The sequence below is a fragment of the Flavobacterium panacis genome (genome assembly GCF_024649945.1).
GTDB classification, from domain to species: Bacteria; Bacteroidota; Bacteroidia; order Flavobacteriales; family Flavobacteriaceae; genus Flavobacterium; species Flavobacterium panacis.
On sequence record NZ_JANKMS010000001.1, the window covers coordinates 343447 to 365338 of the forward strand.

Annotated in this window: 22 protein-coding genes; 16 read left to right on the plus strand and 6 right to left on the minus strand. The window is 37.8% G+C overall.

The features are described from left to right. The first annotated feature begins 22 nt into the window (after positions 1-22). The 16 genes from NQQ59_RS01645 (at position 23) to NQQ59_RS01720 (ending at position 16856) form a co-directional block, all read left to right on the plus strand. Positions 23-2545 carry a multicopper oxidase domain-containing protein gene (locus tag NQQ59_RS01645; RefSeq protein WP_115887343.1) on the plus strand — a complete coding sequence of 841 codons (2523 nt, stop codon included), beginning with the start codon at positions 23-25 and terminating at the stop codon, positions 2543-2545. 456 nt (positions 2546-3001) lie between these two features. Beyond that, positions 3002-4210, plus strand: a complete 1209-nt coding sequence (locus NQQ59_RS01650) for a hypothetical protein (RefSeq protein ID WP_144213033.1) — start codon at positions 3002-3004, stop codon at positions 4208-4210. 81 nt (positions 4211-4291) lie between these two features. Further along, a complete protein-coding gene (locus NQQ59_RS01655) occupies positions 4292-4615 on the plus strand; it encodes a DUF6660 family protein (RefSeq protein WP_115887035.1) in 324 nt (107 codons plus the stop codon). 78 nt (positions 4616-4693) lie between these two features. After that, entirely contained in the window at positions 4694-6871 is a 2178-nt protein-coding gene (locus tag NQQ59_RS01660) for a TonB-dependent receptor (protein ID WP_144213035.1), read from the plus strand. A gap of 223 nt (positions 6872-7094) precedes the next feature. Then, positions 7095-7427, plus strand: a complete 333-nt coding sequence (locus NQQ59_RS01665) for an ArsR/SmtB family transcription factor (RefSeq protein WP_115887033.1) — start codon at positions 7095-7097, stop codon at positions 7425-7427. 11 nt (positions 7428-7438) lie between these two features. Beyond that, positions 7439-7924 (plus strand): GNAT family N-acetyltransferase, encoded by a 486-nt coding sequence (locus tag NQQ59_RS01670; RefSeq protein ID WP_115887032.1) that lies wholly within the window; start codon positions 7439-7441, stop codon positions 7922-7924. 32 nt (positions 7925-7956) lie between these two features. Beyond that, on the plus strand, positions 7957-8430 hold the full coding sequence (locus tag NQQ59_RS01675; RefSeq protein WP_115887031.1) for a DUF6428 family protein: 474 nt from the start codon (positions 7957-7959) through the stop codon (positions 8428-8430). A 30-nt stretch (positions 8431-8460) separates the two neighbouring features. Then, complete coding sequence (locus tag NQQ59_RS01680; RefSeq protein WP_115887030.1) at positions 8461-9075, plus strand: arsenate-mycothiol transferase ArsC; 615 nt, start codon at positions 8461-8463, stop codon at positions 9073-9075. A 1-nt stretch (position 9076) separates the two neighbouring features. Further along, positions 9077-10162: an ACR3 family arsenite efflux transporter gene (gene arsB, locus NQQ59_RS01685; protein ID WP_115887029.1), complete on the plus strand. Its 1086-nt coding sequence runs from the start codon at positions 9077-9079 to the stop codon at positions 10160-10162. A gap of 210 nt (positions 10163-10372) precedes the next feature. Next, entirely contained in the window at positions 10373-10729 is a 357-nt protein-coding gene (locus NQQ59_RS01690; protein ID WP_115887028.1) for an ArsR/SmtB family transcription factor, read from the plus strand. Next, positions 10726-11319, plus strand: a complete 594-nt coding sequence (merTP, locus tag NQQ59_RS01695; protein ID WP_115887027.1) for a mercuric transport protein MerTP — start codon at positions 10726-10728, stop codon at positions 11317-11319. Before NQQ59_RS01690 ends, merTP begins: the two co-directional genes overlap by 4 nt. Before the next feature lies 1 nt (position 11320). Further along, positions 11321-11527, plus strand: a complete 207-nt coding sequence (locus NQQ59_RS01700) for a GDCCVxC domain-containing (seleno)protein (RefSeq protein WP_115887026.1) — start codon at positions 11321-11323, stop codon at positions 11525-11527. Between the two features lie 392 nt (positions 11528-11919). Then, positions 11920-12594, plus strand: coding sequence for a response regulator transcription factor (locus NQQ59_RS01705; RefSeq protein ID WP_115887025.1), 675 nt, complete (start codon positions 11920-11922; stop codon positions 12592-12594). Further along, positions 12591-13856, plus strand: a complete 1266-nt coding sequence (locus tag NQQ59_RS01710) for a sensor histidine kinase (protein ID WP_223678184.1) — start codon at positions 12591-12593, stop codon at positions 13854-13856. Before NQQ59_RS01705 ends, NQQ59_RS01710 begins: the two co-directional genes overlap by 4 nt. Before the next feature lie 160 nt (positions 13857-14016). Further along, on the plus strand, positions 14017-15975 hold the full coding sequence (locus tag NQQ59_RS01715; RefSeq protein ID WP_115887023.1) for an LTA synthase family protein: 1959 nt from the start codon (positions 14017-14019) through the stop codon (positions 15973-15975). Between the two features lie 2 nt (positions 15976-15977). Next, positions 15978-16856, plus strand: coding sequence for a diacylglycerol/lipid kinase family protein (locus tag NQQ59_RS01720; RefSeq protein ID WP_184162634.1), 879 nt, complete (start codon positions 15978-15980; stop codon positions 16854-16856). A gap of 122 nt (positions 16857-16978) precedes the next feature. Here NQQ59_RS01720 and NQQ59_RS01725 read toward each other — a convergent pair whose 3' ends face one another. From NQQ59_RS01725 to NQQ59_RS01750, 6 genes are all read right to left on the minus strand, one after another. Continuing rightward, positions 16979-17203, minus strand: coding sequence for a hypothetical protein (locus tag NQQ59_RS01725; protein WP_115887021.1), 225 nt, complete (start codon positions 17201-17203; stop codon positions 16979-16981). Between the two features lie 123 nt (positions 17204-17326). Continuing rightward, a complete protein-coding gene (locus tag NQQ59_RS01730; protein ID WP_115887020.1) occupies positions 17327-17605 on the minus strand; it encodes a hypothetical protein in 279 nt (92 codons plus the stop codon). Between the two features lie 263 nt (positions 17606-17868). Continuing rightward, positions 17869-19932 (minus strand): heavy metal translocating P-type ATPase, encoded by a 2064-nt coding sequence (locus tag NQQ59_RS01735; protein WP_115887019.1) that lies wholly within the window; start codon positions 19930-19932, stop codon positions 17869-17871. 80 nt (positions 19933-20012) lie between these two features. Beyond that, complete coding sequence (locus tag NQQ59_RS01740; protein WP_115887018.1) at positions 20013-20468, minus strand: MgtC/SapB family protein; 456 nt, start codon at positions 20466-20468, stop codon at positions 20013-20015. Positions 20469-20496: 28 nt separating this feature from the next. Next, positions 20497-21378, minus strand: coding sequence for a bestrophin family protein (locus NQQ59_RS01745; protein ID WP_115887017.1), 882 nt, complete (start codon positions 21376-21378; stop codon positions 20497-20499). 64 nt (positions 21379-21442) lie between these two features. Then, complete coding sequence (locus NQQ59_RS01750; protein ID WP_115887016.1) at positions 21443-21859, minus strand: Fur family transcriptional regulator; 417 nt, start codon at positions 21857-21859, stop codon at positions 21443-21445. Positions 21860-21892 lie beyond the last annotated feature (33 nt).

A 21892-nucleotide genomic window follows, 5' to 3' on the forward strand; every position in this document is an offset into this window, starting at 1 on the left:
GACAATCTGTAAAAAAAGAAAGATGAAAAATATACTGACAATGCTCATCGTTATAATTTTCCCTGCCATAATCCAAGCCCAGGATATGAAAGGAATGGAGATGGATAAAAAACAGCCCACAGAAGAGTCAAAGTCTTCTACTTACACCTGTCCCATGCATCCTGAAATTCACGAATCCAAACCGGGAAACTGTCCAAAATGCGGCATGAAACTAGTACCGGAAAAAACAAAAAAACAAAAAGAAGCATCATCCCATAAGGACAATGAAAAACAGGTTTCCAAAAAGCAAGCCAGCCAACAGGAAGCGCCAGTAAAGGGCAGCAGCAATGATATAAACACTCAAAAAGCAGCTGGAGAAAATAACCCACAGCCTCGTGTAGTCCGGTATGATCTTTATGTAAGAGATACCATTGTAAATTTTACAGGAAAACCCAAAAGAGCTATAGCTGTTAATGGGCAAATACCCATGCCTACCCTGACCTTCACAGAAGGGGATATTGCTGAAATCTATGTCCATAATGAACTCAATGAAGACACTTCTCTGCACTGGCACGGTTTATTCTTACCCAATAAGTATGATGGTGTGCCAAACTTGACACAAATGCCAATTAAGCCGCACACGACACATCTGTATACTTTTCCTATTATTCAGCATGGCACACACTGGTACCACAGCCACACTGAACTTCAAGAACAAATTGGCATGTACGGTTCTTTTATTATGAATAAAAAAACCGATGCTCCAACTTTCCGAAAAGGAATAGATGATCTGCCGACTGTTCCGATAGTACTGAGCGAATGGACAGATATGAAACCTGAAAATGTACACCGTCTGCTGCATAATGCATCAGACTGGTTTGCTATTAAGAAAGGAACAACGCAAAGCTATGCAGAAGCGGTAAGACAAGGATATTTTAAGGACAAAATTAAAAATGAATGGAAACGTATGAATGCCATGGATGTCAGTGATGTATATTACGACAAATTTTTGATTAATGGAAAAAGTGAAAGTCAGCTTTCCCAATTTAAAGCAGGTGATAAAGTCCGGCTGCGAGTTGCCAATGGCGGTGCATCAACCTATTTCTGGCTGACCTACGCTGGTGGAAAAATTACAGTTGTTGCCAATGACGGCAATGACGTAGAGCCGGTTGATGTAGATCGTTTAATTATTGCAGTTTCTGAAACCTATGATATAATTGTAACCATACCTGCAGATAAAACCGCTTATGAATTTTTGGCAACATCAGAGGACCGAACAAAATCTACCTCCCTGTACATTGGCGGCGGAATTAAACAACTCGCAGCACCACTGCCTAAACTCAAATACTTTGAAGGAATGAAAATGATGAATGGCATGATGAAAATGAATGGTGATCTGGATGATATGGGAATGAGCATGAGCCTCAATAAAATGGATATGAATGTAGTAATGTATCCTGAAATTACTGGTGCGCTAAAACCAAAAAAAAATATGGAGATGGACGGTATGAAAATGGGTGCCGAACAATACGACGCCAATGCGCTTTCAGATATTACCACCCTGAACTATGCAATGCTAAAATCCCCAACCAAAACAACACTTCCTGAAAATGCCCCGGTAAAAGAATTAAAATTTGAGCTGACCGGTAATATGAATCGATATGTATGGAGTCTGGACAATAAAGTAGTTTCTGAATCAGATAAAATATTAATCAAAAAAGGTGAAAATGTACGAATCATTTTGCATAATAATTCTATGATGCGCCATCCAATGCACCTGCATGGGCATGATTTCAGGGTCCTTAACGGACAGGGAGAATATGCACCATTAAAAAATGTGATTGATATAATGCCGATGGAAACCGATACTTTGGAGTTTAATGCCAATGTAGAGGGAGACTGGTTTTTTCACTGTCATATTTTGTACCATATGATGAGCGGAATGGGAAGGGTTTTTACCTATGAAAATCAACCTGCCAATCCTGAAATACCAGATCCTAAATTAGCACAACGAAAATTATTTGCCGATGACAGAAAATTCCATTTTATGGCAGAGAACGACTTTGCAACCAATGGAAATGATGGTGAAGCAATGTATCAAAGTACGCGCTGGAGTATTGGAACCGAATGGAGATTAGGATATAATGAGATGCATGGTTATGAAACCGAGACGCATATTGGACGATATATTGGAAAAATGCAATGGTTAATGCCATTTGTCGGATTTGACTGGAGATATCGAAAAATGGGAGAAGATGTACAAGAAAGAAACCTTTTTGGACAAAACAATACTAAAGATAAACGTGCCGTAGCAAGTTTAGGGGTCAATTACACCCTTCCCATGCTAATAGTTGCACAGGCTGAAGTTTTTACGGACGGTAAAGTCAGATTACAGTTTGAACGTAAGGACATTCCAGTTTCCAAAAGGCTAAGAATGAATTTGATGTGGAACACCGACAAGGAATATATGGCAGGACTACGGTATATAATCACCAGATGGGGTTCTCTTTCTTCCCACTATGACAGCGATATGGGCTTTGGCGCCGGTTTTATTTTAAATTATTAATGTTGTCTGATTAGAATATAAAAATATACATTACAATGGATTAAACCGACACTCGATCATTAGAAGGTGCCGCTGATATCACAACTTTATTTATCAATTAAAGAATGCCAATCTTAAATTAAAGATTGGCATTCTTTTATTAGACTATAAAACAGATCCTTCTTTTTATAGTAAGATGAGGATTTGTGATAGTATGCTTTAAATATGCCGCTTCAAGAATTAAAACAATCTTTAAAAATTATTTTAACAAAATACTTAGTAAATTAACAATAAGACATTGAGAAAGAATATTGGAAATAAAATTACAATTATTACTTTTACATACTAATTCTATAGGATATAAGAAGTATGATAATTAAAACGGCAGCAAAAAAAAAACACCTACTGTTTTTTCTCTTTTTATTTATCATTCAATTAAGTGCTCAGGAAAAAGACACCATATCTCAGCAGTTTTTAATGAACATAGAAATAAGGCCACGAGCCGAGTACACTTCAAATTATGTACTGCCTCCAAACGACTCTGCCGATCCTTATTTTTACATCACGCAGAGAAATAGGTTTTCTATGCAGTATGCAAGAGAAAAATGGCTAATAAAATCTGATTTGCAGGAAATTCATCTTTGGGACCAAAACAACAGGGCCTCCAAAGTAGAAAGCATCAATTTTTCTCAGTTGTATTTTGAAACTAAATTTAAATCGTTAAATGTACGATTAGGAAGGCAAAGCATTTTATTAGATAATGGCAGACTGTTCTCTGATGCGCCCTGGGCACAGCAAGGAAGAGCTCATGAAGGAATCCGAATAATGAAATATTCAAAACATCTCTCTAATGACTTTTTCTTTTTATTTACCAGAGATTACAATACTGGATTTGAGCCGGCCTATTCACCTGTAGCTTCCAATAAATATAAATATCTGCTGGCAAATAGCCTTATTTACAATACTAGTAAAGGATTTTCATTTAACTCATTAAATGCAGTTGATTTTTTAGAGAACGCAAATTCGCAGCAACTATATACTCGTGCAACGATGGGTGGCCGGATAGATTTTAGAAATAAGCAATGGTATTATACCCTAAATTCCTATCTGCAGTTTGGCCGTAATGTTAAAGGTCAAAAATTATTGGCGTACTATTTTCAGCCTGAGATTAAATTGTCGCTGTTAAAATCTACCTGGCGTTTAGGTGCTGAAATAATTAGCGGAAGCAAATCTAAATTGTCTAGCAGCAGGTCTGGGGATTTTGATGTATTGTATGGGGTTACATGGAAATTCAATGGAAACATGAATGTATTTACACGTTTTCCAAATGATGTTAATGGAAAAGGGTTGGTAAATCCTTATTTGTTTACAACAATTCCGCTAAACAATAAATTAACACTTCGCTCCGATTTTCACTTATTTTACACCCAATATCCCCTTTTAAATAATTCAGGTCAGGAAATGTCAAAGTTTCTTGGGTTTGAAAATGATTTTTCAATAAAATACATGCCTGTCAGAGAAATAGAAATAAATTATGCCTTTTCATTTTATAAGTCATCAGGGGCTATGCAGTACCTGCCAAAAATACAAGATGAAAATAAGCTGGCTCTTTGGAGCTATCTTATGGTCTCGTATAATTTTAATGCCCTAAATTTAAAGACACTTAAAAAAAAGCACTTAAATTAAAGTATTTTTTAATGCATTTGCTTGGAGAATGACTATAATAAAAATACATTTTTAATCATAATTTATATTTAAATTCGCAGTGTGAAAGCATTGGCAACAATAATATCGTTTATAGTACTGTTCCTTTCAACAGTACCATGCTCTGCATTAGTGAAACACTCAAAATGCGCAGTAGAGAAAAACTGCGGTAATGATTCACATGACTGCGGTAATGACTGCAATGGAAAATGCTCCCCCTTTTATTCCTGCGGGACTTGTGTGGGGTTTACAATAAATTTTAACTCTGCAGTTATTACTGAAAAATTAGAATTTATTCTGCACGATGTTTCGCCAACACCAACTTACAATAAATTTGTTGATTCTTCATTCATCTGCAAAATCTGGCAGCCTCCCAAAATTTCTTAGTCTAAAAACAGTGTTATTTTGCATGATTCTTTAATCATGTAAGGCTATTATGTCTATTAACCATTAAGAAAAATCTAAATGCTCAAATATATTTTACTGATTGTGGCAATAACATCTATTGGCACTGCGCAGGCACAGAATAAAATTACTTTTCATATAAAGAATGCTGATAATAATGAAGCTGTAAAAGGTGCTTCAGCAAAAATTGAAGAAACCAATTCCGTTATCTCATCTGGTAATGATGGCAACATCATTATTGAAAATTTAAAAGATGGAGATTACACATTATCCATTTCAATAGAAGGATTTGCCCCAAATAAAACGCTTTTTAAAGTACCTTCAACTGTCAGTCTTATAGAAATAAAATTGCAGAGCGAGGAAGAAGAGGCTGAAGAAATGGAAGAAATTATTGTTACTTCAACAAGAGGTACCAGAACCATCAGCAATATTCCAACCAGAGTTGAATTCATTGCCGGAGAAGAGCTGGAAGAAAAAGCCAATATGAAACCCGGAGACATTCGTATGATGCTTAATGAAAGTACCGGAATTCAGACCCAGCAGACTTCTGCAACTTCAGGAAATTCTTCCATCAGGATTCAAGGCTTAGACGGAAGATATACCCAGATTCTAAAAGACGGTTTTCCTTTATACTCTGGCGCGTCAAGCGGACTTGGGTTACTGCAGACTCCTCCATTAGATTTAAAGCAGGTTGAAATAATCAAAGGTTCCGCCTCTACTCTTTACGGTGGAGGAGCAATCGCTGGTTTAGTAAATCTTGTTTCTAAAACCCCGACCGAAGAAAGGGAGCTGCGATTTTTAATTAATGGAACTTCAGCTCTTGGACTGGATATAAATGGATTTTATTCTCAGCAGTTTGATAAAATTGGATTAACTGTCTTTGCTTCCCACGATCGCAACGCTCCTTATGATCCCGCTCATATACAGCTTACAGCTATTCCTAAATTTGAGCGTTTTAATTTTAACCCTAAACTTTTTGTCAATTTTAATGAAAATACCAAACTTAATTTCGGCATCAATACCGTTTTTGAAAACCGTTTAGGCGGAAATATTGAGTACATCAAAGATCAAAGTAAATATCCTGACAGTTATTTCGAAAAGAATAAAACACAGAGAATAAGCACGCAATTTTCCCTGACACATAAATTTAATGAGCAGGAATCGGTTACAATTAAAAACAGTTTTAATAATTTCAGCCGTGTCATCACCATTCCTGATTATGTATTTGATGGTCTGCAGAATAGTACCTTTTCTGAAATCAGTTATTCTAAAAACGGCAAAATTGCTCAATGGGCTGCTGGTGTAAATTTATATACGGACAGCTTTACTGAAAACAGTCCAACCGCTTTTCCGTTAAGAAATTATAATCAGATAACATATGGGGCTTTCCTTCAGAACACCATAAAAGCAAAAGAATGGCTGGAAATTGAAACAGGCCTCAGAAGTGATTATGTAATTGATTACGGATATTCTCTCCTTCCGAGAATTTCGGCATTATTTAAATTCAATTCTAAGCTTACATCCAGAATTGGAGGAGGCCTAGGCTACAAAACACCAACGATTTTTACAGAAGAAAGCGAACGCATCCAATATCGAAATGTATTGCCTATTAACAGCGATTTCAATAAACTTGAAAAAAGCTACGGTGTTAACTTTGATATAAACTATAAAACTAAAATTACCAATGACCTTTCCTTATCATGGAATCAGTTATTTTTCTACACGAATGTTGATAATCCTCTTATATTAAATTCTCTTCCTGATGACCTTTATCAGTTTGCAAATGTTAATGGATATTTGGATACTAAAGGAACTGAAACAAATGTGAAATTAGGATATAAAGATTTTAAATTATTTCTGGGGTATACCTTCACTGATGCTTCTATAAATGCAAATGGAGTAAAATCCGAAAATCCTCTTACCGCAAAACACAGATTAAATAATGTTTTAATGTATGAAGTTGAAGATAAATGGAAAGCTGGTTTAGAAGCTTACTATTACAGCAATCAAAAATTAAGTGATGGCACGACCGGAACAGCTTACTGGATTTTTGGCTTTATGGCAGAAAGGCTTTGGGAAAATTTTTCCCTTTATGCCAATTTTGAAAATTTTACTGATACCCGGCAAACTAAATTTGGAAGCATATATACAGGTCCTATTTCAAATCCTGTTTTCAAAGATATCTATGCTCCTCTGGACGGATTTGTTGTGAATGCAGGAATAAAGATAAAAATTTAAAGCGAAATACAGTGGCAGTCAATTTTTCGGACTACGGAATTACGCCTAAAGATTGCCATATTTTCAGAGACCTTGGAGTGGTATTCCAAGGTCTTTTTTATTTCATATATATATGATATACAATATGTTGCAAAACACACAAACGCACTTTTAGAAAATTTTCTTATTCAACTGCATGATAATTAAATTTTATATCGTAATATTGCAATATAAATATAAAACGATGGGAGCAACAAAAACAGATCACTTTACAGAAAGCCAGAACGAGCTGGCTGTTTTAGCCAAAGCACTAGGCCATCCTGCGCGTATTGCAATTATGGAATATTTATTAAAAGTAGATGCCTGCATCTGCGGGGATATTGTAAATGAACTTCCCCTTTCACAGCCGACGGTTTCACAGCATTTGAAAGAATTGAAAAATGCAGGCTTGATTAAAGGGAGCATCGAAGGAAATTCTATCTGCTACTGCATCAATGAACCTGGACTTGAAAAAATAAAAGGTTTCTTTCAGCACATATCAGATCATCTTGCCAAAAAGAAAAGCGAATGCTGTTAATTTAAAAGGATATGGAAATCAGAAAACTTTCGGCCAAAGATTGGGATCAGGTAAAAATAATTTACCAAAAAGGGATAGATACCGGCAATGCCACTTTCCAGACCAGCGCCCCTTCATGGGAAGACTGGGACAATTCACATCTGGCATCCTGCAGAATTACAATGCAGGAAGATGGCAAGGTGATTGGCTGGGCTGCCCTTACCCCTGTTTCTTCCCGCTGCGTTTATGCAGGGGTAGCAGAAGTAAGCGTATATGTGGATCCCGCACATTCAGGAAAAGGAATCGGGCTAACCCTTTTAAATGAACTTGTCAGACAAAGCGAAGCAGAAGGAATCTGGACGCTTCAGGCAGGGATCTTTCCTGAGAACACGGCAAGTCTCCGCATTCATGAAAAAGCAGGTTTCAGGATACTTGGAACAAGGGAGAAAATCGGAAAACAAAATGGTACCTGGAGAGATACTGCGCTTCTTGAAAGAAGAAGCTCCCTTATTATTTAATAAAAATATAGTATAACTAAATATAAGAAATTATGAAACTTTCAGAAATTAAAGAAGTGCTTAAAACAGTAGAAGCTGTAAATTTTGAACTGCCGGACGGAACATTTGTACCGGAATATTTCCACGTAACAGAAGTGGGTCTTGTTACCAAAAACTTCATCGACTGCGGAGGAACAGTAAGAAAAGAGACTGTTGTAAACTTCCAGCTTTGGGATGCCAACGACTACGAGCACAGGCTTAAGCCTCAGAAGCTGATCCACATCATTGAGCTTTCAGAAAAAGTATTGGGAATTGAAGACAATGAAATTGAAGTGGAATACCAGAACACCACTATCGGCAAATACGATTTGGATTTTAACGGTAAAAATTTCACTCTGCTTAACAAGCAGACAGCCTGCCTTGCTCAGGAGCAGTGCGGTATTCCTTCAGACAAGCCTAAAGTAAAATTATCTCAGTTAAATTCTGATAGCGGTTCTTCATGCACTCCAGGCGGAGGATGCTGCTAATCATTAACCATAAACTATTAGCCAAAAACTATGTTATATCCACAAATTGAGAATACAGTTAAATCATTTGATTTTAAGCAGATTTCAGAAGAGCGCAAAGCAGTCCTGCAGCCATTAATCGACTTCATTCAGACCAAAGTGGACAGTAAGCTGGAAACCAGACTGAACCTAATCTGCACGCACAATTCCAGAAGAAGCCACTTATCGCAGGTTTGGGCGCAGACTGCCGCTGCCTATTACGGCATCAGAAACGTTTCATGCTATTCAGGAGGAACCGAGGCTACTGCCCTTTTCCCGATGGCAGCGGAGACTTTGAAGGATTCAGGATTCAATATCAAAACGCTTTCAAAGGGATCAAACCCTGTTTATTCAATAAAATATTCAGCTGATGAACTTCCCGTTATAGGTTTTTCTAAAACCTATGATGATGATTTCAATCCTGAAAGCGGATTCGCCGCAATAATGACCTGCTCGCAGGCTGACGGCGGATGCCCGTTTATAGCTGGCGCAGAGAAAAGGATCCCAATTACTTTTGTAGATCCAAAAATTTCCGACGGAACGCCCCAGCAGAAGGAAACTTATCTGGAGCGAAGCCTGCAGATAGGAACTGAAATGTTTTACGTATTCTCACAAATAAAAAAATAAAATGTCAGCAAATAACTGTGCACCAGCCGTCGGACGCAAAAAACTAGGCTTCCTTGACCGCTTCTTGACCCTTTGGATTTTCCTTTCTATGGCTATAGGTGTGGCAATAGGATACTTTATTCCTTCCAGCGGAGATTTCATCAATTCTTTCTCCAGCGGAACAACAAACATTCCATTGGCAATAGGACTTATCCTGATGATGTACCCGCCTCTGGCAAAAGTAAAATACGAGCAGATGGGACAGGTTTTCAAAAACACAAAAGTCTTAGGTGCCTCTTTATTTCTGAACTGGATTGTAGGCCCTGTTTTGATGTTTTTATTGGCGCTCCTGTTTTTAAGCGGATATCCTGAATACATGATCGGGGTGATCCTGATCGGTCTGGCACGCTGTATCGCAATGGTTGTGGTATGGAACGATCTGGCAGACGGAAACCGTGAATATGCAGCAGGACTTATTGCCCTTAACAGTATTTTTCAGGTGCTGCTTTACAGTGTGTACGCTTATATTTTTATAACCATTCTCCCTCCCTATTTTGGATATGATGGTTTTGAGGTGAACATCAGCATAGCACAGATTGCTGAGAGTGTCGGTATCTATCTAGGTATTCCTTTTGCATTGGGAATCATAAGCCGTTACACTTTGATAGCTTTAAAAGGTTCTGAATGGTTCGAAACTAAGTATGTGCCTTTTATCTCGCCGATTACTCTTATTTCACTTCTCTTTACGATCATTGTAATGTTCAGCCTGAAAGGGGAACTTATTGTTCAGATCCCTATGGATGTTGTGCGTATTGCAATACCGCTTGTGATTTATTTTACTTTGATGTTTGTCATCAGCTTTTTCACTGGTAAATATTTTGGGGCAGACTATTCAAAAGCAACATCTATAGCATTTACAGCAACTGGGAATAATTTTGAACTTGCCATTGCTGTGGCAATCGGAGTGTTTGGAATAAACAGCGGCCAGGCTTTCGCAGGTGTTATAGGTCCTCTGGTAGAAGTGCCTGCTCTTATTGCACTGGTAAATCTTGCATTCTGGTTCAGAAAGAAGCATTTTACAAAGCAGGTATCTGCAAAAGCTGCTTAGTAGAAATATGAGAAATGTTCAACGCATTGCTGTCATGACGATTCTGGAACTTGTGCTCTGAAGGATTGCAAAAAGTTTTTTTTCACCCTAATGCTTAAAAGACAACTCAAAAAGTTGCCTTTTTTTATGCGCAGGAATATTCATAAATTTAATTCAAATGTTTTGTATTTTAGCATTTGCTTAAATAAGCAAAAAGTATAAATTTGCATTATGGAAGATATAACTTGTATACGGCAACAGGCAGATATAAAACAAATAATCCGCTGTAAAGACAGAGTATCAGAACTCAATGCCTCATTTGACTATTTATCAAGTGGGCTTGAATTGGCTGGCAACAATGTGAGATTAAGAATTCTTTTTTTGCTTTATGAAGAAAAACAGCTCTGTGTTTGTGACATAAGTGATATTCTTGACATGAGTATTTCTGCAATTTCACAGCACTTACGGAAACTAAAAGACAGAAAACTTATTGAAACTAAACGGGAAGCGCAGACCATTTTCTATTCATTAACAAAGGAGTATGAAAAAATGCTAAGACCTTTCTTCGAAATTTTAGAGAAAATATGAAAACAGAGAATAAAATGATCGGAGCTGGATTTTTCACAGCAGTAGCTGCTTCATTGTGCTGCATTACGCCCATATTAGCATTAGTTGCCGGAACAAGCGGGATTGCTTCTGCTTTTTCATGGCTTGAACCAATGAGGCCTTATTTCATCGGCCTGACGGTTTTAATTATTGGTTTTGCTTGGTATCAAAAGCTGAAAACTAAAAAGCCGATAGACTGTAACTGCGATTTAGAAGAAAAGCCGAAATTCGTTAATTCAAAAATGTTTCTAGGAATTATTACAGTATTTACATTCCTTATGCTTTCGTTTCCATACTACTCAAACATTTTTTATCCAAATACAGAAAAGAAAATCTTGGTCGCGAAAGAAACCAGCACTCAAAAAGCTGAGTTTAGAATCAGCGGAATGACTTGTGCCAGCTGTGAAAAACATGTGAATCATGAAGTAAACAAATTAGAAGGAATAATAAATTCAGATGCAAATTATACCAATGGTAATGCTGTTGTAGAATTTGATAATTCCAAAATCACAATTGCCGAAATTGAAAAAGCAATTAATTCAACAGGCTATACAGTAACTAACAAAAAATAAAATGAAAATCGTTCTACAATCTATAATAACCTGCCCTCTTTGCTCCCACAGCAAAGAAGAAACAATGCCGACAGATGCATGCCAATTTTTCTACGAATGTGAAAACTGCAAACAAACTCTTAAGCCAAATCAAGGAGACTGCTGTGTTTATTGTAGTTTTGGAAGTGTGCCGTGTCCACCAATCCAACAGAACAAAAAATGCTGCTAAAGTGAATCTGGTTAAACAGTAATCTTTTTAACTAAATCTTTCTAAAAGCCAATTTCCTTTTGATCAAAACAGAGACAACTCAAAAAACAATCCTTCGCATGACTTTAGTATAGGTTAATCTTTTATTTTTCTTCAATTCTATCATTCTGGGGACTTAACAATTTTAAATTTTCCAGTGGTAAAGCATAATTTATATAAACTGATTCGATACTATAGTCCACAGAAATAATACATTTTGAAAATTCAGAATTAATTCAAAATCGAATTGTAATTTTACAAGTTAATAAAAAATGACGTGCCAATTTTTTAAATTTAGTTTTTACACAGAATCTCTGGGCTTAATTTCTTAAATTTATAGACGCATAAGTCATTAAGTTAATTTAATTTCCAGCATGAAAATTTTAATTATCGAGGATGAGCAACAGATTGCTGAAAGCATAAAAAGTTATTTCAAGGAAAATGGAGTCCAGTGTGAAACTGTACATAATTACATCGAGGCCGCTTACAAAATTGACAATTATGATTATGATTGTATTCTTCTGGACTTGACACTTCCTGACGGCAATGGTTTTGATATTCTAAAAGAACTTCGAAAAAAAGATAAAACTGATGGTGTTATTATAATCTCAGCGAAAGAAAATCTGGAAACACGTATCGAAGGCTTCAGCCTTGGTGCTGACGATTACCTTACCAAACCTTTCCATCTAGCTGAACTGCTTGTCCGAATGCAGGCACTTGTAAGACGAAGAAATTTTAAAGGAAGCAACTCTATTGTTTTCAATGAGATTGTAATTGAGGTTTTTACCAAAACTGTAGTGGTAAAAGGTAAAAAACTCGATCTCACCAGAAAAGAACTCAACTTGCTTTTGTTTCTAATAGGTAATACCGATAAAGTACTCTCCAAGGCGGCGATCGCAGAACATCTTTCAGGAGATATGGCCGATATGCTGGACAGCCACGATTTTATATACGCGCATATCAAGAATCTAAAAAAGAAATTGGCTAAAGCCGGATCTGGAGACTACATTAAAACAATCTACGGTGAAGGATATAAATGGGAAAAATGAACAAAAATAAATTACTGCATAAAACAACACGCGATTTCCTTGCCTTGGCAGCCGTTATCCTTTTCATATGTGCGCCCATTTTCTATTATGTAAGCCAGTGGCTGTATATTTATGAAACAGAAGAAGTGCTCCAGCAGCACAAAAATGCCTTTGTTAACCAGAGCAGTAAGAACTTCACATCCGACGATATCAAAACCTGGAACAGATTCAATCTGCACTTTACCATTCTGCCGGACATGGGACTTACTAAGGACTCTATTGTAGGGACAACAATCGAGGACCCGATTGCAGAAGAAAAAGAACCGTTCCGAATTATTTACGCGCCTGTAGAAATTGCAGGCAGGAAATACACATACACAGAAAAAATACATCTTCTGGAAATGGAACGTCTTGTGTACAGTATTGCCGGCATGTTTACTTTCATAATTATAATACTTTTTATTGGCATTGTATGGCTTTCAAAGAAGACGGCATCCAAACGCTGGAGGCCCTTCTATAACACACTGGATCAGATTCATGAATTTGAAATCGATAAAAACAAACCTCCGCATTTTGTGGAAACTGACATCGATGAGTTTGACCGCCTAAATAAAAGCTTGGAGGCACTCATTGAGAAGAATACGGCTATTTATAAGAGCCAGCGTGAATTTGTTGAGAATGCTGCGCATGAACTCCAGACACCACTTGCTTTGTTTCAGAACAAAATCGATGTTTTGTTTCAGATGAAACTCAACAAGGAACAAACACAGGTTTTGGGATCATTAAGCAGGGATGTGGTCAAGTTAAACCGATTGAACAAAAACCTACTGCTTCTCTCCAAAATTGAACACGAAATTTATCTGGAAAAAAATACAATATCGATTAACAATCATATTGAAAAACACCTTAATTTTTTTACCGAACAGGCTGAACTTAAAAATATAGCAATAAATGTTCAGGCTCCTGAAAAGCTGCAGATTAGCGGAAATCTTATCCTTACTGAAATTTTAATTAACAACCTTCTGCTTAATGCCATAAGACATAATCGCAGTGAAGGCAACATCATCATAAGGATAATGGAAAACGAACTGCAGGTATTGAATACAGGAGACGATAAGCCACTTCCTATCGACAAACTTTTTAATCGTTTTTTTAACAGCGGATCCTCTTCGAATGGAAACGGACTTGGACTTTCGATCATAAAAAAGATTACTGAACTTAACGGCTGGAAAGTCAATTATTCCTTTTACAATAATTTTCATTCATTCAGCATTCATTTCTGAAAATCAGTTTCATATCCATAGACAGGATAAAACATATATCCGGACTACATCAAAAAAGATGAATTTTATTACAAATAATTACAGAATTTCTTAATAAAAACCAAAATTCAGGATTACTACAAAATTGGGTTGTAAACTTTGTTGCGTTATTAATAAGTTTATGAGTAAATTGTCTTTGAGAACCGGCAGGTACGCACTGCTGGTTCATTTTATGATCTGGTTTTTAATCGTTTCACAAATCTTGAGAATTGTTTTTTTTATCTGGCAGTATGATCAAGTTTCATGGAATATTACAGATGTGCTGAGAACACTTTTAACAGGTCTATTTTTTGATACCGGCACCATTATTTTCATATCACTGCCTGGAATACTTTTTTATACATTTATGCCTGATAAATGGGCCGGTTCTATTGCTGATCGAATAGTAATTACTTTTTTTACATCCTTAAATATATTCATCTTGGTATTTACCTTTTTTGCCGAGCTGACATTCTGGGATGAGTTCAAGACACGTTTTAATTTTATTGCTGTCGATTATCTCATATACACCCATGAGGTAGTTGCCAATATCCAGCAGTCCTACCCTCTTCCCGCACTTATTACAGGGGTACTTTTTTTCTCGCTGATGGTATTGTACTTATTTTTTAGAAGCGGTGCCTTCAAGCAGACTTTCTCATCTACTTCTGATATAAGGCTTAGGCTGGCAGTACTGGGAATATCCCTGGCGGCTGCCTTGTTTTTTACTTCTTTTATTTCAAACAACCATGCGGAATGGTCTTCCAACAGATATAATTCGGAAATATCCAAATCAGGCATCTACTCCTTTTTTGCGGCATTTAGAAATAATCAGATGAAATACCCTGATTTCTATACCTCGATTGACAATGACAATGCCTTTGGGATAGTCAAAAATAAATTAAAAGATTCGACTACAACTTTCACTACTACGGGCTACTCTATTCACAGAAGCATCAGGGACAGCCAGTCTGCACTGCAGCGTAAAAATGTTGTCTTTGTCCTGATGGAGAGTTTCAGCGGAAGCTTCCTCAAGGAGTTTGGAAATAAAGAAAACATAACTCCCTTTTTGGACAGTCTGGCTCAGAAAAGCATCTTCTTTAATGATTTATATGCCACAGGAACCAGAACCGTAAGAGGAATGGAAGCTGTTACGCTGTGCATTCCCCCAACACCGGGACAGTCAATAGTAAAAAGACCAGATAACCAGAACCTGTATACAGTCAGTAATGTTTTTAAATCAAAGTCTTATGACTGCAACTTTTTTTATGGCGGGGACGGGTATTTTGATAATATGAATTCATATTTCGGGGGCAATGGATTCACGATATATGACAGGGGGCGCGGAAGCGTTCTCAGCGATAAGATCAAAACAGTCCGTAACAATATTCCCGATAAGGAAGTAACGTTTGAAAATGCATGGGGAATCTGCGATGAAGATATTTTCAATAAAATGATCACCGTTGCCGACAAGCAGTATAAGGATGGGAAACCTTTCTTCAATTTTGTCATGACCACCTCCAATCACAGGCCTTTTACCTATCCGTCAGGAAAAATCGACATTCCCTCAGGCACAAGCCGCGAAGGGGCCGTAAAATATACCGATTACGCATTGAAGCAGCTTTTTGACAAGGCACGTACCAAGCCTTGGTACAAAAACACCGTTTTTATAATCATCGCAGATCATTGCGCAAGCAGTGCCGGTAAAGACGAAATAGATGTCGCCAACTATCATATTCCCGCATTTATTGTCAATATGCCTGAAAAGCACAATCAAAAAATTCAGAAACAATGTTCTCAGATCGACCTCTGGCCGACGGTGTTTTCATTATTCAACTGGCATTACGAATCTGATTTCTTTGGAAAGGACGTCCTTGCTTCAGACTTTGAACAGCGCGCGTTTTTGGGAACATACCGCAAGCTGGCGCTGATGAAAAAAGAAAAAGTAATGATTCTTTCCGATCAGAAAAAACAGGCCTTCTATGACTGGAACAAAACTGACAACAGCCTTGTCAAAATTCCTATGGATAAATCTTTTCTACAGGAGACCATTGCATGGTATCAGTCGGCAGATTATCTATTTACAAACAAACTTTTGAAGTAATAATGATCTATATACATTTCATAATCAATCCCGTTTCAGGCGGAGGAAAACATCATCTTTCCGAGTTTTTCATCAAGCAGTTCTTCGAGCCTGAAAAATATAAAATAAAGGCAGACTATACCTTAAACAAGAAACATGCTATTGAACTTGCCAAAAAAGCAGCATCGAAGCACCCGGACATTATTGTGGCCTGCGGAGGGGACGGTACGATCAATGAAGTAGCCTCCTGCCTTTTGGGAACCAATATAAAACTTGGAATCATACCGGTGGGCTCAGGAAATGGCCTGGCCTCGCACCTGAACATACCTCGGGATCTTAAGAAATCTCTGGAAATTATTAAAAACGGAAACAAAATACTCATTGACGCAGGAAAGATCAATCAGAATTACTTTTTCAGCAATACCGGAATCGGCATTGATGCAATGATTATAAAGAAATATGAACATTCTTCGGGCCGAAAACTCTATTCTTACATTAAGGCCGCGATTCTTTCCAGTTTTGAGTACAGGACGCAGCCGGCTGTAATTTCATTTGATGATAAAATCATCAACCTAAAAACGTTCATGATATTTATTTCCAACTCAAATGAAATGGGATACGGTATGAGTCTTACACCTAATGCAATGCTGACGGACGGATTACTGGATCTGATTTTAATTCCGGAATTATCCTTTACAGAGAAAATCGCTTTAGGATTTCATGTCCTGCAGGGAACTGTCGGTAGATTTGCAAAAGCCCAGCACCATCAGGTGCAGAACCTAAGGATAGAAATGCCCCTGAAAATCTATACCGATGCACAGATAGACGGGGAACACTATAACCTTAAAACCAATTTCTGCAAAATTTCAGTAATTCCAGGAGCGCTCAATGTGCTCGTATAAAGATTTAGTTTGGATTTTTCAGATTTTCCTTCCCTACGGGGAAGGTTATCTGGGAAATATTTTTCTCAAACAGCCAGAATTGAAAATACAATTCCTGCCTCCCGTATTTGTGTAATGGACAATTATAAAGGTATTGAACTTTCATCGGTTTCAAAATCCAATACAAGCATTTTCTGATCGTCCAAAAATATAAGGATATCTAGGATAATTGCTTGATTTTCCTTCTCCTGCCCTTTTCCGTCTGAGGGATAAATAATCTGGACCAGCTCATCAAGCTTAAATAATCTTCCTCTGTTATCCTGAAGAATTTGAAGAACCAGACCCGAAATATTTACATTTCTTTTCATATTCAATTTGTCTTAGGTCAATAAAACAGACAGTTTTGTAAATGATATTCTAAAATAAAAATTGTCACAGTCCTGTAGAAACTGCGGCCGGGAATTAACTATTTAACCTTTTCTGCTTTAATTTTAGTCGCTTCCATTTTTTTTCAAAGTATTGGGTTTGCCCTCTTTGGCGGGTATCGTTTTGATAGTTTTCTCCTCTGGCTTACTCATCAGGTGATACAAAATAAAATGCCGGGCTCTGATGATAATTCCAACAACCATAGCAAGTCCCAGAATTACAAGAATAATAGTCTTTCCAATATTTACAACGGAAAATTTATTTTTCTTTTTTACAGGCTTTCCCTTCTGCATTCTTCCTGTTTTCTGCACATTTGGATAATATTTTTTATTCCTTTTTTTCATTTCCAGTAAAATTCAAAATGAGAGTTTTAAACCTGTAGCATTAGCTATCGTGCAATGGCAGCTACCGGTAAAACTGTCTGTTTAATATGTAGCATTTTACGTCTGCAGGTTGCTTTTTAAAAGATTAGACCCATTGAAATTAGGCAAGCCTAGACCTTGCTGTCCTGACCAACTGAATATCCGGTTAAGGATTTCATTTGGCCGGCAGCAAAAAAATTAGGATTTTTAAAATGTAGAATTTAGAAACTCTTGCCTTTCTTTTCTTAGAATTTCATTTTCTGAATGCGTACCGCGTTTAAGATCGCAATAAGCGATACACCAACATCGGCAAATACCGCTTCCCACATCGTGGCAAGTCCGCCGGCTCCCAGAATGAGGACTATACCTTTGACAACAAATGCAAGTGTAATATTCTGCCAGACGATTTTCTTTGTCTGCTTGCCAATATTTATTGCCATTGGTATTTTGGACGGTTTATCATCCTGAATAACAACATCTGCCGTTTCAATAGTCGCATCACTTCCAAGTCCCCCCATCGCGATTCCGGCATCACTCAAAGCAACAACAGGGGCATCATTCACTCCGTCGCCGACAAAGGCTACAGTTCCATACTGCGCCTTGATTTCCTTGACTTTGTTTACCTTATCTTCAGGCAATAGGTCTCCGTAAGCATTGTCGATTCCCAATTTATCAGCAACAAATTTTACGACACTGCCCTTATCACCGCTCAGCATTGTTGCTTTAATGTTCAGCTTATGAAGAAGATCGATTGTCAGCTGTGAGTCTTCCTTAATACTATCGGCTATTGTTATATAACCGACATATTTTTTGTCGTAGCTTACTGCAATTGTAGTATAAACTATAGAAGCGGGATCAACATCATAACTGATGGAGAACTTATCCATAAGCTTGAAATTACCTGCAAGCAGTTCTTTGCCGTTGATTACAGCTTTCAGTCCGTGGCCTGCAATCTCTTCGGTGCTTTCCAGCTTAATGGAACTGTCAACTTCACCAACAAATTCATGGATTGCAGTGGCAACAGGATGAGAGCTCTGGCTCTCCACAGCATTGACCATTCTTAAAATTTCGTCCTTATCAAACTCCGGTTTGAAAACCGTTTCCTGAACCTTAAAGACCCCCTCGGTCATAGTACCTGTTTTATCCATGACCACGTTCTGGATCGAAGCCATTACATCCAGGAAATTACTTCCCTTGAATAATATGCCGTTTCGGCTTGCTGCACCGATTCCACCAAAATAACCAAGGGGTATTGAAATCACCAGTGCACAAGGACAGGAAATAACAAGAAATACAAGGGCTCTGTAAAGCCAGCTGTTAAAGTCATAATTGTCTACAAAGAAGTAAGGCAGCAGACAGATGCCTATAGCCAGAAAAACAACAATCGGCGTATAAACTTTTGCAAATCGTCTTATAAAAAGCTCTGTAGGCGCTTTTTGGGCTGTCGCATTCTGAACAAGCTCCAGTATTCGGCTCAGTTTGCTTTCTGTATAAGCTGCAGTGACTTTTACCTGTGCCGCAACATTTAAATTGATCATTCCTGCCAGAACCGTCTCTCCTTTTGATTTGGTATCAGGCTTGCTCTCTCCGGTAAGTGCAGCAGTATTAAAAGATGCACCGTCTGTTAACAGTTCTCCGTCAAGCCCTAATTTTTCACCTGGTTTTAATTGGATAATATCACCAATGCCAGCTTCTTCCGCTTTTACCGTTTTAGGCTTTCCGTCAACAAGTATAGTCACTTCATCAGGCCTCTGGTCCAAAAGGCTTTTGATATTTCTCTGCGCTCTGGAAACGGCAAGTGTCTGGAATACCTCTCCTACTGCATAAAAAAGCATAACGGCGACACCTTCGGGGTATTCTTTAATAATGAATGCTCCTACTGTAGCTATACTCATAAGCAGGAATTCTGAGAATACTTCGCCTTTTGTGATACTTTTAAAAGCATCCTTGATTACCGGAAAACCGACAATAAGGTAGGCAACAAGATACCATACAAACCTGACCGCACCCGAAAACCAAGGCAGTTTTATCCAGTTGTCAAAAGCAATCGCCAGAAGCAGCATAACCAGCGAAATGATGGAAGGAAGGAACATTTTGAAAGGACCTCCTTCTACATTGCTGTGGTCGTGTCCGTCATCATCACTATGGGCATGGTTGTGTCCGTCGTCTTTAGTGTGCGCGTGATTATGGCCGTCATTTTCACTATGGCCCTTCAGCAATTCCTTTGCACCTGCCTTAACATACACTTTCTCTGTCTGAGTACAGCAGATTTGCTTTCCGTCTTTATCATATTTATGTTTGTGTTCCATGTTATTTTAATTTATAAGGTTAAAAAATACGGTATCGTTGTCCATAAGATTGTGATACCTATAAAAGGAAATACATTGGTTCAGTTAGTCCTCTTTTTACTCTTAATCAATCTGTCTACTAATCTTCTGTACCATGGAAACTGATTTATGGTGAAAATAAGCAGTATTATAAGGGTCGCCGCCACAGCAATGACAAACATGTTAAGTGCAATAGCCATTCCCACTGCCGATGTGGTCCACAGACCAGATGCGGTAGTGAGTCCTTTAGGCAGATTTTTATCATCCCTGAAAATTAGTCCTGCACCTATGAATCCAAGTCCTGTCGCAATTGCAGCCAGCATTCTGGCAATTGCCGATTTATCGGCGGTCAAATGCGCCGAAATCGAGACGAAAAGGCACGACGCGACACATATGCAGGCAAAGGTTCTTACTCCCGAATTCTGTTGCTCGCGTTCCCTTTCAAGACCAATAATTCCCCCAAGAATAACAGCAAGCAGTAATTTGGCAGAAAGCAGCAGTTCAAACTCGATATCCATAGCAGGCTAATTTTAGATTAATAATAATTTACATCTCGAAATACTCATTATTCTTAGGTTTTACAGGAATTTCCTGCGCACCTGTCATTTCAAGAAGATTGATCTCAATGGTCTGGGCAAGTGAAGTCATCGGCGTGTCGACTGGTGTATTTTCAAATGGATCCTGCATGATAATTGCAGTTTTCTCAATTGAAATGAACAACAGGGGAATCAGGATTGTGATAAGGACTTCTACTGCCAGTTGGGAATCTTCAAGCCCGAAAGGAAGTATGGCAGCAAAAACATATATCAGGGTATGTACCAGAAGACTGTAAGATTTAGGAAAAACGGTGTTTTTAATTCGCTCACATTTACCCATGCTGTCACATAATCTGGCAAGCGTCTCATTTAACTGCACCTGTTTAAAATCTGAAATGATTCCCTTCTGTTCCAGAAGGGCAATATCATCGGAATGTTTGTCAAGAAGTGCATTTGGAATATTGCCTCCATTTATCTTATGAAAATTAAGATAGGTCAAAACCTTTGGGGAAAAAGGCTTTCTGCGAAGCGCTTCACCAAGGGCATAAACCCAGATAATCTGTCTTTCCGTAAATTGATCTGCAATTTGTTTATTATCTTTTGAAGTGAACTGCGTTACCTGTCTGATCAAAGTGCGGGAATCATTCACTATCGCTCCCCACACCGTTCTTGCTTCCCACCATCTCTCATAGGATTGGGCTGTCCTAAAGGCAAGCAGCAGTGAAACTACAGTTCCCACCAAAGCAGGAATACTAAGGGGGAGGGCTATCTCCTTGAATACAGGCATCATATCCAGAAGGCCTATTGCCACTGCAAATACCACAATGAGAATTATCTGAGACTTAATCTGTTTAAGAAAATATATAACTGATATTTTTTTATCTAACAACATTTAATTTGGTAATAAAAATTCAACAATTTCTCTTTAAATTCTCTACTCCTAATTATTCTTTTATCTAAACTGATTTTAGGCATTTCTCACATATTCCTTTTACTAATATCTGCACCTCATCAATTTGAAAACTTTCTTCCAAGCTTTTGGGCAGAATAATTTCATCTCTGCAGGTTGTCTCATTGCACTTTTTACAGTAAAAGTGAAGGTGTCTGTCATTGTGGTAATCTTCACCGCAAGAGTCCGCGCAAAGTTTGTACTTAACGACATTTTCGTCAAGGATTTTATGAACCAAGCCTTTCTCCTGAAATGTCTGAAGAGTCCTGTAAATTGTTACTTTATCTGCCTTATGAAAAAATTTCTCAATTTCTGCCAGAGATAGCGCAGCCGTAACGGTTTCCAGATATTCATAGATTAGGATACGCATCGTTGTGAGACGTATCTTTTTACTTTCAAAGACGGCTTCTGTTACTTTTTTCATATAAATTTTCACTTTAAAAAGAAAACCGGAAAT

Excerpts from the sequence above, each read along its gene's own strand:
- NQQ59_RS01665 (WP_115887033.1), top strand. The coding sequence starts at position 7,095 with ATGGGAGCAACAAAAACAGATCACTTTACAGAAAGCCAGAACGAGCTG.
- NQQ59_RS01740 (WP_115887018.1), bottom strand. The coding sequence starts at position 20,468 with ATGGATATCGAGTTTGAACTGCTGCTTTCTGCCAAATTACTGCTTGCT.
- NQQ59_RS01690 (WP_115887028.1), top strand. The coding sequence starts at position 10,373 with ATGGAAGATATAACTTGTATACGGCAACAGGCAGATATAAAACAAATA.
- NQQ59_RS01670 (WP_115887032.1), top strand. The coding sequence starts at position 7,439 with ATGGAAATCAGAAAACTTTCGGCCAAAGATTGGGATCAGGTAAAAATA.
- NQQ59_RS01680 (WP_115887030.1), top strand. The coding sequence starts at position 8,461 with ATGTTATATCCACAAATTGAGAATACAGTTAAATCATTTGATTTTAAG.
- NQQ59_RS01700 (WP_115887026.1), top strand. The coding sequence starts at position 11,321 with ATGAAAATCGTTCTACAATCTATAATAACCTGCCCTCTTTGCTCCCAC.
- NQQ59_RS01710 (WP_223678184.1), top strand. The coding sequence starts at position 12,591 with ATGAACAAAAATAAATTACTGCATAAAACAACACGCGATTTCCTTGCC.
- NQQ59_RS01650 (WP_144213033.1), top strand. The coding sequence starts at position 3,002 with ATGAACATAGAAATAAGGCCACGAGCCGAGTACACTTCAAATTATGTA.
- NQQ59_RS01725 (WP_115887021.1), bottom strand. The coding sequence starts at position 17,203 with ATGAAAAGAAATGTAAATATTTCGGGTCTGGTTCTTCAAATTCTTCAG.
- merTP (WP_115887027.1), top strand. The coding sequence starts at position 10,726 with ATGAAAACAGAGAATAAAATGATCGGAGCTGGATTTTTCACAGCAGTA.
- NQQ59_RS01720 (WP_184162634.1), top strand. The coding sequence starts at position 15,978 with ATGATCTATATACATTTCATAATCAATCCCGTTTCAGGCGGAGGAAAA.
- NQQ59_RS01735 (WP_115887019.1), bottom strand. The coding sequence starts at position 19,932 with ATGGAACACAAACATAAATATGATAAAGACGGAAAGCAAATCTGCTGT.
- NQQ59_RS01750 (WP_115887016.1), bottom strand. The coding sequence starts at position 21,859 with ATGAAAAAAGTAACAGAAGCCGTCTTTGAAAGTAAAAAGATACGTCTC.
- NQQ59_RS01705 (WP_115887025.1), top strand. The coding sequence starts at position 11,920 with ATGAAAATTTTAATTATCGAGGATGAGCAACAGATTGCTGAAAGCATA.
- NQQ59_RS01730 (WP_115887020.1), bottom strand. The coding sequence starts at position 17,605 with ATGAAAAAAAGGAATAAAAAATATTATCCAAATGTGCAGAAAACAGGA.
- NQQ59_RS01645 (WP_115887343.1), top strand. The coding sequence starts at position 23 with ATGAAAAATATACTGACAATGCTCATCGTTATAATTTTCCCTGCCATA.
- NQQ59_RS01675 (WP_115887031.1), top strand. The coding sequence starts at position 7,957 with ATGAAACTTTCAGAAATTAAAGAAGTGCTTAAAACAGTAGAAGCTGTA.
- NQQ59_RS01715 (WP_115887023.1), top strand. The coding sequence starts at position 14,017 with ATGAGTAAATTGTCTTTGAGAACCGGCAGGTACGCACTGCTGGTTCAT.
- NQQ59_RS01660 (WP_144213035.1), top strand. The coding sequence starts at position 4,694 with ATGCTCAAATATATTTTACTGATTGTGGCAATAACATCTATTGGCACT.
- arsB (WP_115887029.1), top strand. The coding sequence starts at position 9,077 with ATGTCAGCAAATAACTGTGCACCAGCCGTCGGACGCAAAAAACTAGGC.
- NQQ59_RS01745 (WP_115887017.1), bottom strand. The coding sequence starts at position 21,378 with ATGTTGTTAGATAAAAAAATATCAGTTATATATTTTCTTAAACAGATT.